The following is a 14,005-nucleotide window of genomic DNA, read 5'->3' on the forward strand; positions in this document are numbered from 1 at the left end:
TCAGTCGACGCTCCAGGTTCTGATGAGGTGGTCGATCGGCTGCTCGACGTATTCGCGGTACTCGCCGGCTCCGCCGTCGCCGTCCGGCGCGCCACCGTCCGGTGAGCCGCCGGGCGGGTGGCCGGCCGGCCCGCCGAAGGGGCCGTCGCCGGGCGGGTCCTGACGGGGCGGCACGACGTCGTTCTCCTTGAGGAGGGCCGCGGACGCCTGGTCGTACACCGGGATGAGCTGCTCGGTGACCACTCCGAGCAGCTCGTCCAGATGGTCCGTGACCGTCCGGGCCGCGGCCACCGCCGTGTGCTGGCGCAGTTCCACCACCCGCAGCGGATGCCTCTCCCGCTCCTCGATGTGCTCCTCGAGGTCCCGCATCAGGTGGTGCCAGGCCAGTGCGTGGTGCGGCCGGGCGGGGAAGCGGCGGTCCAGCTCGGTGCTGTCCCACTCCCGGTGATCGAGCCTCGGCATGATCTTTCCGACCGTCTTCTCGGGGTCGAGACAGGTCCACAGATGCCCCAGCTGCCGACGGGCCTTCGCCGCTCCACCGCGCCGCCGGGAGTAGAGCTCGATCAGCAGCGAGCGGGTGGCGGGTTCGGCGAACCACTCACGCAGCGCGGCGAACTCCTGCTGCCAGTGGGCAGCCCAGTCCTGGCACCACTCCCGCAGCCCGTCGTTGCCGTTCCTGCTCCACTCCTGGACCGTCTGCCGGAAGTTCTCGACGAAGACACCGGACGAGTCCTCCGCCGGGTCGGCGTCCCCGAGGATGTCGTCCGGGGCGTCGGAGACCACGTCCGTGACGTCGAAGTAGTCCTCCCAGATGGTGTTCGCGTCGCTCGCGGCCGGCCTGCTCTTGGTGACCAGATGCTGCTGGTCCCGGTCGGCGCGTTCCATCAGCTGGTGCCACTGCGTCCACTGGAAGACGTCCTGGTGCACGGCGGCGGCGGTCGCCGCCAGACCCGGCGGCCTGGCCAGGGTCCCCGCGCCACCGGTCTCGCCGTACCCTTCCCCGCCGTCCTCGGAGAGCGGGTCGGGGCTGTGCAGCGCGTGCAGGGCGGGGCGCACCCGCTTGTCCAGCAGGTAGCGCAGCTCGGCGAACATCTCCGTGATCTCCCGGTACGCGGCGTTCTCGCCTGCCGCCGAGCGGTGTATCTGACGCTGGAGTGTGAGCAGCGCCGCGTCCAGCCTCCGCCGTGAGCGCTCGGCGCGTTCCAGCTTCTGCGCCACGCCGTTCTTCCGTACATGCTCTTCGATCAGCGTGCGCAGACGGCCGATGCCGCCGTCGTCGTCGTACGCGCGCAGCCGTGGCGTCCAGGCATTGGCGGGCTCAGTGGCCTCCAGGCGGGCCGAGATCGGCTCCCACGGACGTTCGCCGGGCGGCGGAAGTTTGCCGATGGCCGCGCGGACGCGGTCGCGGGTGTGGTCGGAGAGGTTGGTGTAGGAGAGCTCGTAGCGGCGGATCGCGGGGATCGCCGAGGTGACGACGATGCCGTCCTGGCGTCCCCGGACGAACTTGCTCCCGTAGACATGGATTCCGTTGAGCTCGTCCGCGTGCCGCAGCAGCTGGGGCAGCGGCAGTTCGGAGCCCGGGAGGGCGGCGAGGGACGGGAGATGCGTCCTGTCGAAGATGTTGGCGGCGACCAGCGCGGCCTGGCCCAGGGCCTCCGGGGAGCGGCCGTCCTCCAGGAGCATGTCCCAGAATTCGGAGGCGCCCTTGGACTGGGGGCGGGCGGAGAGAATGACCAGCAGGATCGTGTGCACGTCGACGAGCACACGCCGGCTCAGCGACTTGTCCCTGCCGTACGAGCCCGCCGCTCCGATGCCGGGGAAGTCCAGTAACCGCAGCGGGTGTTCGGTCAGCAGACCCCCCAGCGCCCAGTGGTCGGGGGAGACCGTGACGTCCTGGATCACCCGCTCGATCAGCGGGAAACTGCGGCTGAGCGCATCACCCTGCTCGCTGCGGACGCTCTCGCGGTTGAACGACTGGATGGTGAGCTTGGGTGGTGTGGGAGGAGTGACGTTCTCGGCCGGGAGTTTGAGGGCCTTGCTGACGATCCGCCGTTTGACGGAGACGCTCTGCCCGAGGACGCTCAGCTCTCCCTGCTGACTGAGCAGGGCGTCCCTGATCCGGCAGAGCTCGACCACGGTGTCCCGGTGGGTGTCGTCGATGACCTCGGGCGCCACCGGGCGGGTGCCCCCGCCCGGTGGCGCCGGCCACAGCGACGGGTACCAGCTGTCGAAGGGTGCCCAGCCACGCGGATCGGTCACCGGGTCGTATCCGGCGAGGGCGGTGCCCGCGCCCAGCTCCGGGTGCCTCTTGTCCAGTTTGGTGATCAGACTGGAGAGGATGTCCTGTACGCAGCGGCTGAGCTGAGCCTCGCTCAGATAGCGGATCTCGGTGTCCTCCGCCGCCCTGGTGGGGCTGCCGCGCTCGCCCGCGGTCAGCGACAGCACGGTGATGTTGCCGGTGGTGGGGCGCTCCTCGGCCGGCAGCAGGTCGGGGCAGCCCAAAAGGGTGCCGAGCAGCAGGGACTTGCCCACGCTGTACTCCCCGACGACGCCGATGGTGACGGGGGAGAGGGCCCGGTCCAGCAGCTCCTGGGCGGCTTCCCGGACCCGGTCCCGGGCGGCGTGGCACTCCGGGGTGTCGGGTATCTCCTGGTCCCTGAGCATGGCCTGGGCGTCGTCGGCGTACCGCCGCAGGTCGGCGAGAGCGGTGGGCGAGGACGCGCGGGGACCTGTGGCGGCTGATGCGGATGAGTGAGGCACGGCGACTCCGCGGTGAGTGCGGTGAGTGGGTCAGTGGAGCAGGAAGAACAGCTCGATCTCGGCGGTGCCGGACGGAACTCGGGGGTCCGTGTTGTGGTAGCTGCGGATGATCTTCTCGTCGTAGGGCGGGAAGAAATCCGGCTTGGCGGAGGGCAGCAGTCTGGCGACGGCCTCGGCGTACTCCGTGCTGGACCGGGTGTCGACCGCGCCGCCCGGCAGCCGGCCGGCGTTGCCGAAGACGATGACGAAGGCGGCCCGCTCGCCCTGGAACTGCTCGGCCTTCTGGACGACTTGGCGTCGAATGCTCGCGGCGGCCGTGTCCGAGCCGCCGACGAGGTCTCCCGGGTCGGTGCGTACGGAGATCGACCTGGTGTGGGGATCGAGCCCGCCGGCCGGGGTGCCCGGCGCCGGGGCGGAGACCGTCGGTGTCGTAGTGCTGGTGGGCCCGGCCGTGAGCTCCGGCTGATTGTGCGCACCGGCGCCTTTTGTCGTCTCGCCGCCCAGCGTCACGACGACCATGACCAGCAGCAGATCGGCGAAGAGCCACCCTGCCACCCGCGCCCCCGACATGCCGTTCCTCCTCATCGGCCCCCCTCGCCGGCCACCCGCGCGCTCCGGGGGTCGTCGGCTGCTTCGGGGTGGGCCGGCTTCGGTTCGGCGCCCGGTCCCTGCCCGGCGGGTGGACGGAGTCCGGGCAGGGGCAGGCTCAGCGTCGGCGCCGAGGGCGGGCCGGGCGGCCCCGCGGCCAGGGTGTCCGCGAGGGACCGCAGAGCGCCGTGCAACTTCTCGACCGTTTCCAGCAGCCGGGTGTGCGCCCGGGTCTGGCCGTTCTGCTGGGTGAGCGTGGCTTCGCGCAGTTCCGCGATGCGCGCCGCCAGTTCGGTGGTGACGGTGCGCACTTCCTCGCGCAGGGAGACGGCCAGGGCCGCGACCGCGAGGTCGTACGCGGTGCCGATGCGTTCGGCGCCCTCCGCGGCGGCGCGTTCGAGGGTGGCCGGCAGGACCGCCAGTGTGCGGTCGAGACCTCCGAGTGTCGCGGTCAGAACCTGGGCCGACTCGGCTGTCGAGCCGCGCACGGCGGTGAGGGCCCCGGTCACCTCCTGCACGGCCTGGCGCATCCACTCCGCCGTGCGGTCGGCCGCGGCGGTCTCCCGTTCCCGTGCCTCGCGCGCGGCCTTGTCGATCCGGTCGGCCGTCAGCTGCCCGGCGCCGCCTATCCGTTCCGCAGCGAGCCGCCCGGCGCGGTCCACGCCTTCCGCCATGGCGGTGCCCGACTTGGCCAGCTCCTCGGTCAGCAGCCGCGTACCGGCCGCCACCTCGCCGGCCGCCTGTGTGGAGGAGTGGACGGACTCCCGTACGTCCGATGTTCCCGCCCGCAGCTCCGCCACGGCCGACTCCAGAGCCTTGACGGCGGCGAGGTGCTGCTCCGTGGCCGCACCGGCCTCGCTGAGGAGGTCGTGTGCGCGTTCCTGGACATCGGCCGCCTGGACCAGCAGGGCCCGCAATCCCGCTGCCGCGCCCTGGAGTTCCTGGGCGAAGAGGGCGGGGGAGGAGTGCGCGGCTCGTGCGGCCAGCGCCTCGACCTGGGCGAGTGCCCCTGACAGGCGTGGGACGATCAGCCGCCGTTCCGTCTCCTCCGCCACATCCCTGAGGCGGCTCAGCACGGTGGTGCCCATCAGTGCCAGCAGGGCGACGACGGTGTAGACGATCATCATGTCAAAGTGCAGGACGGGCCAGAGATGGCCGTCGAAGCCCTGCTGCCACAGGGTGAGGAACGACTCGGACGGGCCGGCTCCGGCGCCCGTGCCTCCGCCGGAGTCCCGCATCCGCTGGTATGCGTACGCGGCAGCCCCCAGTCCTGCCCAGGTGACCAGCAGCGGGGTGAAGACGAGCACCGAGGGCAGCGCATGGAGGAGCCGCCGAGCTCGGCCGGACTCCGTGGCGGTCGCCGAGGTCGCGACGGTGAGCGCGTCCGGTCCGCAGTACGCGGCGACCAGTCCGCCGCCCGCCCACATGCGCAGTTCGTCCTCGCTGCCGCTGCTCACCGCGTCCGCGAGACGGCGCAGCGCATCGCCGTGCACCGCGCAGAGCGGGTGGCCGGCCAGATCGCGCAACTCGGCCGCGAGGCGCTTGGGTTCATGGTGTGTGGGGCCCGCTGTGAAGTGCCCGGCGACCGTGGTGGTGCCATGGCCGCGAGCGCGGACCGACGGCCCGCGCCATTGTTCCAGCCAACCCATGGTGCTCCCCCCGCCGGGCCTTGACCGGGTCTGAAATATGCCATCGGTCGGCGGGGGACAACCAGTCGTATTGCGGAATTGGTAGTGGGGATCTGCGATATCCAGGGTGGTACGGAATCGTGTGGCGGCCGACGTCTCATGTGGCACAGATGTACGCAGCTCGGCAGGTCGTTCGGGCGATGTCAGGACCCTATTCGCTTTGCCCGCGAATTGATTCTGAACGTGTCGTTCAATGACCGATTGATTGATCGGAATTGTTAGGGGCGGTCTGTGCAATCCACGGACATGGCCCATTCCGCGTATCCGCCGCTACGGTCGGCGACCTGGCGTTCCGTCTGACGCGGAACACGGGGGGAGTGAGGGGGAGGGGTAAGCCATGGCCAAAACCGGGCCGGGTATCGCCGCGGGGGATGGCGGGAACGGTGATGCCGTCGGACGGCTGACCGCTCTGCTGCTCATCGAGCAGCGGGGAGCCGATCCCTTCGTCCGTCGGCCCGCCGAGGCGGCCCCCCAGGACGACGAGCCGCTGGGCACATGGCTCGCGGCGGCGGCCGCACTCGCGGGCGGCGAACCCAAGCGGGCCCTGGCCCTCCTGGAGGAGCCGCCCCCGGGGGGCTCGGGAGGGACCGCCCCGCCCCGGGATGCTCACGATCACATGCGGCCGTCACAGCGGTCGCCGCTCTCGCCGGCCCTGCGGACCGCCGCTGTCGCCATGGACAGCAATTGGCAGCCCGGTACCTCGTTGGTGCCCCTGCGGCCCGAGGCGGAAGCCGCGCGGTTCGGGGCCGCGGAGGGAATCGAGGAAGGGACGGGCGCGGTCACCGACCCGCGGCTGCGGCTCTGCGCGCACCTCGCGGGACGACTCGCTCCGGTCCTGCTCTCCTCCCGTATGACGCTCGGACACGCCGCGCGGGCGGCCGTCGCCCAGGCGCTATCGGTTCGGTACGGAATGCGCGTCCGCCGGACGGACCGGGATCTCTCGGCCGGCACCCTGGAACCGCTGAAGTGGTTCGACGGCCTGTACGAGGAGATCGCCGCCACCGGCCACGCAGATGCCGTGGCCTGTCACTTGCTGCTCGCCGCGGACCTCCGCGTCCGGGCCGGCGACCGGGAGGCGGCCGAACCACTGCTGCGGCACGCGGGGCACAGCACCCTGAGCCCCGCGACCGCCGGCTTCGCCGCGCTTCTCACCGGCGACTGGTGCCTGGGAACGCCGGGAGCGGCGGAACAGTGCGCCGCCGCACCGGAGCCGCCGGACCCCAGAACGCTGTCCCTGGCTGCCGGGCACTACGAGCGGGCCGACGCGGCGTACCAGGAGGCGGAATCGCTGCGCGGCCGGGCCGCGGTGCTGCTGCGCCTCGCACACATCCATCGCCTCCGGGACGACCTCGATGAATGCCGCAGCACCGTCGCCCGCGCACGGGAGCTGGCGGTCGCGGCGGGTGACGGAGCGTACGCCGCGCTACTCGGTGTCCATCAGGAGCTCGACCTCATCGCCGCCGGCGCCGAGTCCGGGACGCACACGGATCCGGACGCGGAGGCCGGGACTGTCGAGTCCGTCGTGAGCTGGGCGAGTACGGCGGGGAGCACGTCCTGGCTGCGCGGCCTGCGGCAACTCGTCCTGGAGCGGGCCGAGTTCTGGGGTGGGCACGGGGACGTCGTCCGGAGCAGGCGGGCCGCACTGCTGGCTCACCGCCTGGCCCCGGAGGCGGACGGCACCGCCGGGGGCACGGCGGCGGCCCCGGTGGCGGGCACCTACCTGCGGGCCCGGCACCGGCTGGCCGGCATCGTGCTGACCGACCTGGAGCAGAAGGACCGTCTCGCACAGCTCCGGCGCAGCACCGAACGGGGAGGGCCGCCCGAACTGGCGGACTGCCTCGGCGTCATCCACTGCGCCAAGATCTTCCACGACCAGGCGTCCGCCCTGCGGGACCCCGACATGATGGCCGCCTCGCGATCCCGCATCGAGTTCGCGATCAACGTGGGAACCCGCCTGCCGGCGGGCGTCGAATCGGTGGAGACGATCCTCGAAGTGCTCCGCTCCGACCTCGCGTCCTGCCCGGCCCAGGAGACCTTCTTCCGGTCCCGCCGCTCCCGTTCGGCAGGTCTGGAGGAGGAGGCCGACCGCCTCGCCCGGCAGGCCCTGGGGGAGGCCGGGCGGATCCCGGACGAGATGATCCGGCGCGTCCTGCGCTGTGCCGTTCACGTCGATCTGCGCGAATGGGGCAGGGCCAGGGCCGAGATGGAGGCGGTCGAGCCGAAGCTCTCCGCCGTCCAGGCCGCCGGACTGTGGCTGCGTCTGCGCCGGCCCGAACGCGCCGCGCCTCATGTCCCGTTCATCGGTGCCGGGGGCCCGGACCAGGACCACCCCTGGGAACGGCCGGGGATCCATGCCGACCTCGCCCTGGCGCGGGGTGCGTACGGCCAGGCCGCCGGCCATGCAGTGCTGGGACTCGACGCCTACGAGGAACATCACGTCAAGCTGGCCCGCGACGCGCTGCGCGCCTCCTTCGCCGACGACCAAGTGGTGGCAGGCCTGCAGCACACCGCTGTGCTCTCCCTCCTCTCACTCGGCGGCCCGGCCGCGCCCGCCGCCGCCTTCGACCGGGCCGAGCGGAGCCGCGCCGGCTTCCTCGGCGCCGTCCACGCCCTCGACGCCGCGGGCACGGACCGGGCCGCCCTCGCGGCCGTCAGGAACTGGCTGGCAGCGGACGTGCGCTGGTCCGCGGAGTTCGAGGAACACGCGGCCACCATCCGCAGCCGGCCGGCCCCGCCGCGCTCGGTCGGCGCATCCGACCGAGGCGGCGGCCGGCCCGCCGCCGATGCGACGGCACCCGTGGGCACGCGACGCCCGGCCGGGGCCGCGGGGCGCGGGCCGGAGGTGGTCGCGGGAGACGAGGAGGCGGTCACGGAAGACGAGGCGCTCGGGAAACCCGGTGCGTGGACGCACGGGGGCGGCGGGACGGAAGAGGAGGTGCGGCGGGGGCGCATCGAGGCGGCGGAGCGGGCCCTGGATGTCGCCGAGGCGGAGGTACGGAGGCTGGTTCCGGACGCGCTCACCGCGTCCGCCAACAGCGCGCTTCCGGACGCCGCCGCCGTGGCCGCGGCGCTGCCTCCCGACACCCTGCTCCTCGCCTACCACCTGTTCGACGACGACCTCGTCGCCTGGGCGATGACCCGGGAGACGCTGCTCGCCGAGCGCCACACACGGTGGGCCCACGCCCTGGTGGCAGCCGCGCGACGCTTCCACCACTGGTGTTCCACGGCGGGCGGGAGCGCCGGCGAAGCCGACGGCCGGGAGCTGGCCGAGCTGCTGCTGCGGCCCTTCGCCGCTCAACTCCAGCACTACCGGCGGGTGATCGTGGTTCCCCCGGCCGCGCTCTCGCTGCTGCCCTTCCACGTCCTGCCCTGGAACGGCGACGCCCTCGGTGCCACCCACGAGATGTCGTACCTTCCCGCGGCCTCGCTCCTCACCCGGCGTCGGCACCAGGCGCCGGAGGAACCCTGGTCGGAGCTCGGCGCTCTCCTGGTGGGCGCCCCGGCCTGCCACCCCCGGCACGGGCTCCGGGAGCTGCCGGGCACCGCCGCCGAAACCGCCGAGATCGCCCGGCTGATGCCCCGTCACCGACTGCTGACCGGGGCCGACGCCACCCGTGCCAACGTGCTGGACGCGGCGCCGGGCTGCGAGGTGCTGCATCTCGCCGCGCACGGTCTGGTGGACGAACTGGCCCCGAACCGCAGCCGGCTGCCGCTCGCCGGCGACGACTGCCTCGGCCTCGCCGACCTGCTGGCCGCCGCCCATGAGCCGCGGCTGCTGGTGCTGTCCGCCTGCGACACCGGGCGCGGGAGTGCCACCGCGGGCGGCGATGTCCTCGGGCTGACCCGGGCCGCCCTGATCACCGGGGCGCGTCATGCCGTGGTCTCGCTCTGGCCGGTCCGGGACAGCACGGGCTGCCTGGTCGTCACCAAGGCATACCGGCACCTCGTCCAGGACCCGGCGGCATCCGTCGGCGGAGCGCTGGCCCGCGCACAGCGGGAGGTGCGCGACCTGTCCGGCGCCGAAAGAGACGAGGAGTTCCGGGCGCTGACCGACCGGGCCGGAGTCCCACCGGGGCCCGAGTCCCGCGCCCGGTCCTGGGCAGCGGCCCGGGACAGCGAACCGCTGCGCCATCCGGACGCAGACGACCGGCACCCGTACCACTGGGCGCCCTTCATCCATGTGGGGGTATGAGATGACGTTGCGAGCGGTGCTGATCGGCGCCCAGACCTATGGGCTGACCGGGGTGCACGCCGATGTGCGGCTGATGCACGAAGTACTACGGAAACACGGTTTCACGGACATCGTGACCCGCACGAAAGAGCTGGCCTGTTACGCGGGCATCAAGGAGGCCCTGAGCCGGCTCCGGGCCGCCACCAGGCCGGGCGACGGAGTGGTCGTGTACTACTCCGGGCACGGCGCACTGCTGGGCGAACTGCAGTACCTGGTACCCGTCGACATGGCCGACAGCACTCCCGCCGACTTCCGCGGCTATCTGGCCGAGGAGCTCACCGCCGCCGTCCGCGCCCTCACCGATGTCACCCCCAATGTCACCGTCATCCTCGACTGCTGTCACTCCGGCGGAGCGGTACGGGAGGCGGCGCAGGAGTCCGGCCGGTGGGCGCTGAAGTCGGTGGAGCTGCCCCGGGTCGCCCAGGGCGCGGGGCTCGAGCGCGCGGCCGCTCTCTCCCGGCCGGGCGACCCGCTGGTCCCGGATGTCGTACGGCTGACGGCATGCCAGCAGCACGACTCGGCGTACGAGGCCGAACTCCGCCCCGGAGCCGGGCGGCAGGGCGTGTTCACCGCGGCCCTGGCCAAGGTGCTCGATCCACGACGGCACCCTCGGGTGCCCTGGTCGGTGCTGGTCGCACACGCCCGCGACCGCATCAAACAACAGCAGGTACGTCAGTGGCCCGACGCCGGAGGACCTTCGGGGCGGCTGCCGTTCTCCCTGGAGGAGCCCTCCGAGCCCGAACGGCTCCCGCTGGAGCGCCGGGACGGCCGGTTCGTCGTTCCCGGCGGCGCCGTCTTCGGGCTCGGCCCCGAGGACAGCGTCGGCATGATGTTCCCCGGCGGACACGCAAAGGACGCCGGCCAGGAGTTTTCCGTACCGGCGACCGTGGACGCGATGGAGGCGGGGGACGCGCTGCTGCGTACGACGTCGTCCGCCGCTCCCCGGTCCCTGGCTGGCGACCTGCGCACGGCGGCGCTTCCGCCCGGCGCGTACGCGCTCGTGGTGCGGGTCCACGACCGCCGGCATGTGCTCATCGACGCGCAGGCCCCCTTCGCCGAGGCGCTGCGCAAGGAACTCGCCCGCTGCCCACGGCTGGCCGAGACCGACGATGAGCTGGATGCCTTCGCCACCGTGCGCGCGACGCAGCCCGGGAGGTGTGAAGTGTTGAACGCGGAGGGGCAGCCCTTCCGGAAGCCCGCCGGAACCGCTCACTCGGATCCGGCCCGGCTGACCGCCCTGCTGGAGGAGCTGGCCCGGGGCGAACGCGTACGACGCCTGCGCGACCCGGAGGGCGCCGGCCGTCTGGACGCCGCTCTGGAGGTGCGGTTCGAGGCCGAGCATCCGGCCGGGAGCGGCGACTGGCGGATGCTGCGCCCGGTGGGCGAGCGGCTGTACGGCGGTGACAGCTACCGGGTCACGGTGGCCAACCTCTCCGGTGTGCCCCTGTACTTCTGGGTGATCGGCGTCGGGCTGAGCGGCCGTACCGCCCTGGTGACCAACGATCAGCCCAGCGGCTACCGGCTCGAACCCTACGGGGACGAGCACCGAAGCACCCGCACCACGGCCTCCGTCAGGATCTACTGGCCCTCCGACGTACCCGCGCGGGGTCCGCGGCCGGAGACCGTGCATCTCCTCGTCGGCGACCGCCCGATGGACCTCAGGGGCCTGGCCTCGCGGGAGGCCCCCTCCCGGTCCGCGTGCACGACCGATCCCGCGCTGGGCGCGCTGCTGCAGGAGCTCTGGTACGGCGTACGGGACCAACAAATGGACGTGGGCGAGGAGTTCCACTACCGCGTGTGGACCGTGCACGCGGACGCGCTGCCGCAGTCGCGGGAGGCCGAGGCGTGAGACAGCTGCTTTCCATGGTCCGTATGAGGAAGGCGGACCGCATGGCCGAGGAGCGGCGCTGGGCGGAGGCGTACACGCTGTACCGCGAGGCCGCCGTCAGTTTCTCGGACCGGCTGCTCTCCGCCGCCTGCTGGCAGGACGCCGCGGTCGCCGCCGGACAGCTCGCCCGCTACTCCGACGAGGCCGAATGCGGCAGGTTCAGCCTCTCCCTCCTGCACGGCATGAAGCGCAACACCCCTCTGGTGCGCAGAACCAGGATCAGAGCACTGCTCGCTCTGGCCGAGGCGCTCTACCGCACCGGTGACCTCACCGGTGGTGAGCAGGTCGTGCGGCAGGTCTTCGAGCTGGTTGCCCAGAACGACTCCGACTTCACCGCGGACTGCTTCCACCGGCTCGGACAGTGCCAGCTGCTCCAGGGAGAGATCGGAGGCGCCCTCACGGCCTTCGCCCGTGCCGCCGAGACGGCACGGACCTCCGGGACCGGCCTGGAACTCGCCCAGGAGCTGTTGAGCCTCGGAATCACCGCCAACACGGTGGGCGACGGCGCCACCGCCCGGGACTGCGCCGCTGAGGCCGAGCGGCTGGCCCGGGCATCCACCGAGGCCGATCGCGTACGGCTGCTCGCCTCCTCCCTCAGACTTCAGGGACTTGTGCTGCGACGCGAGCGCCGCCTTCAAGAGGCGGTGTCGAAGGGTCGCGAAGCCCTCTCCCTGATGGCGGGCGCGGCTCGGCAGCACGATCCCGGGCTCGCGCAGATTCGCGAGGCACTCGCCATCTCCCTGGTCTTCTGCGGTGAGCCGACGCAGATGTCGGAGGCGGTGGAGCTGCTCACCCGCACTCACACAGAGGCCGCCGAGCGCGGCGACGCCATCGTCATGACATCGGCCGCCGTCAATCTCGCCAATGCCCATGCGGTGATGGACGCCATGGACGAGGCGCTCGCCTGGGCGGAACGGGCTGTACACACGGCGCGCGGCGGCCAGGGGCCGAGCTTCGTCGCCGTCGCGCTGCTGACGCTGGGGACCGTACTTCACGTACGGGGCGAGCATGCCGACGCCGAGGGCCACCTGCTGGAGGCGGTGACGCTGTGGGAGCGGGTGCGGGCCACCACCCGCAGCGAGAGGGAGCACATCGACCTGCTCGGAGAACAGGCCCAGGTGTACCGGGCCCTTCAGCGCTGCCGGGTCGCACGTCACGACACCGACGGCGCCCTGGAGGCCGCGGAGCGGGTCCGCGGCCTTCTGCTCGAACAGCGTCTTCTGGTAACACAATCCTCCAGGGCCGGCACCACCGCGCCGGCCCCGGCATCGCCGGAAGCACGGACGGCACAGCAGCTGTCCGAACTGGCCACGCGGCACAACACCGTCACCCTGGTCTACAGCCTGCTCGGACCCGCCCGCCCCAGCGTGACAAGCGGCGCCACCACCGCCTATATCTGGGTCATCTCCCCGAATGGCACACGGCGGCACCACGAAGTCGACCTCTCCGACACCGGCTCGGCGATACCGGGCGCCGTGTCCGCCGACGGGGCTCCTGCCGACGAGACTTCCACGGACGCGCCCGATGCCCGCGGGATCCCCTTCGGCCAGGTCGCCGACGGCGGCGAACGGGCTCCGGCCGCGGAACCTCCGGAGTCCCGGCTTCTGCGGGCACTGTCCCAGGGAGCCGCGGTCCCGGCCGTCACCGAACGGGACAGCCGCCCGCTCGCCGACCCCGACCGGAGCTACATCACCGACGCGGACCTGCGCCTGCTCGCCGATGCCTTTCTGCGGCCCGTCGAGGAAGACCTGCAAGCGGCCGGGACGCGGCGGCTGGTGGTCGTGCCCGACGGATCTCTCCACTACGTGCCGTTCAACGCGCTGCCGCTGAAGGACAACACACCTCTGGTGGACCGGTACACCGTCGCCCTGGCGCCCTCCGTCCGCCTGCAGCCCACGGGGAGGCCGGGCACCGTGCCCGTCACGGTCGCCCCGTCCGAGGCGCTCGTGGTCGGCAACCCCGACCCGCCCGCGGAACCTCTGCTGCCGGGGCTGTCCACACCCGTGCTGCCCGCCCTGCCCGCCGCCGAACGGGAGGCCCGGGCCATCGCCGAGCTGTACGACGCCCCCGCGCTGCTCGGCGCGCGGGCCACCCGGCAAGCCGTCCTCGACCGGCTGCCGTACGCCCGGTTCGCGCACTTCGCCACGCACGCCCTCCCCGGCGAGGACACCCTGCGGATCCCGGGCGCGCTCTGCCTCTCGCCGAACGCCCCGGCGGACCCCGCCGGCGCGGCGGAAAACGGCGCCGGCGGTCCGTATCTGCGGGCGGACGACATCCAGCCGCTCGACCTGTCGGGCTGTCACCTCGTCGTGCTCAGCGCCTGCCGGACCGGCTGGGGCCGGCTCTCGCCGGAAGGCAACCTCGGCCTGGCCAGGACCTTTCTGGCAGGAGGCGTGGACTGTGTGGTGGTATCCCTGTGGCCCGTCGACGACACGGCCACGGCCCGCCTCATGACCGCCTTCCACCAGCACCTCGCGGCGGGAGCGACCACCGGGGAGGCGCTGCGCCATGCCGGACGGGAGACCAGGCGCCGTCACACGCGGCCGGTGGACTGGGCGGGGTTCACCCTGCTGGGCTCCCCGGATGTGCGGCTGGCCCGGGAGCCGAGGTCCTGAGCTCCGCCAGTGGTGCGGCCCGCGGTGCGCGCAAGGGGACTACGGGGACCCGGTGGGCCGCCGACGGCCTGGGTCCCCGTGCCGTCCCCCGTGCCGACAGCATGCACCGACCGGGATGTCGCCCACTCCGCAGCGGTGCGGAATTCCGAAGGCCGCCGGGCACAACTCTCCTGTGGGAAAAGGGGTGTTCACCATGGCTCAACGGCTACGATCGGTTTGCCGTAAGTGCCGGAGA

The 14,005-nt window shown here is 72.6% G+C and carries 6 protein-coding genes; 3 read left to right on the forward strand and 3 right to left on the reverse strand.

Annotated elements, in window-relative coordinates:
• Genes ACWDZ6_RS17255 through ACWDZ6_RS17265 form a run of 3 tightly spaced genes read right to left on the reverse strand, consistent with a single transcriptional unit; the run spans nt 1 to nt 4,997 of the window.
• A complete protein-coding gene (locus tag ACWDZ6_RS17255) occupies nt 1-2,760 on the reverse strand; it encodes a hypothetical protein (protein WP_451503523.1) in 2,760 nt (919 codons plus the stop codon).
• A 30-nt stretch (nt 2,761-2,790) separates the two neighbouring features.
• Entirely contained in the window at nt 2,791-3,330 is a 540-nt protein-coding gene (locus tag ACWDZ6_RS17260; RefSeq protein ID WP_451503524.1) for a hypothetical protein, read from the reverse strand.
• 11 nt (nt 3,331-3,341) lie between these two features.
• Entirely contained in the window at nt 3,342-4,997 is a 1,656-nt protein-coding gene (locus ACWDZ6_RS17265) for a hypothetical protein (RefSeq protein ID WP_451503525.1), read from the reverse strand.
• A gap of 376 nt (nt 4,998-5,373) precedes the next feature.
• Here ACWDZ6_RS17265 and ACWDZ6_RS17270 point away from each other — a divergent pair, with 376 nt between their 5' ends.
• Genes ACWDZ6_RS17270 through ACWDZ6_RS17280 form a run of 3 tightly spaced genes read left to right on the forward strand, consistent with a single transcriptional unit; the run spans nt 5,374 to nt 13,770 of the window.
• Nucleotides 5,374-9,228: a CHAT domain-containing protein gene (locus ACWDZ6_RS17270; RefSeq protein ID WP_451503526.1), complete on the forward strand. Its 3,855-nt coding sequence runs from the start codon at nt 5,374-5,376 to the stop codon at nt 9,226-9,228.
• 1 nt (nt 9,229) lies between these two features.
• On the forward strand, nt 9,230-11,116 hold the full coding sequence (locus ACWDZ6_RS17275; protein WP_451503527.1) for a caspase family protein: 1,887 nt from the start codon (nt 9,230-9,232) through the stop codon (nt 11,114-11,116).
• Complete coding sequence (locus ACWDZ6_RS17280; RefSeq protein WP_451503528.1) at nt 11,113-13,770, forward strand: CHAT domain-containing protein; 2,658 nt, start codon at nt 11,113-11,115, stop codon at nt 13,768-13,770. Before ACWDZ6_RS17275 ends, ACWDZ6_RS17280 begins: the two co-directional genes overlap by 4 nt.
• Nucleotides 13,771-14,005 lie beyond the last annotated feature (235 nt).

This window comes from Streptomyces sp. NPDC002926, assembly GCF_053591755.1.

What these genes read in the sequence shown, in the direction of transcription:
- ACWDZ6_RS17260 (WP_451503524.1), bottom strand. Translation starts at nt 3,330, where the DNA reads ATGTCGGGGGCGCGGGTGGCAGGGTGGCTCTTCGCCGATCTGCTGCTG.
- ACWDZ6_RS17265 (WP_451503525.1), bottom strand. Translation starts at nt 4,997, where the DNA reads ATGGGTTGGCTGGAACAATGGCGCGGGCCGTCGGTCCGCGCTCGCGGC.
- ACWDZ6_RS17270 (WP_451503526.1), top strand. Translation starts at nt 5,374, where the DNA reads ATGGCCAAAACCGGGCCGGGTATCGCCGCGGGGGATGGCGGGAACGGT.
- ACWDZ6_RS17275 (WP_451503527.1), top strand. Translation starts at nt 9,230, where the DNA reads ATGACGTTGCGAGCGGTGCTGATCGGCGCCCAGACCTATGGGCTGACC.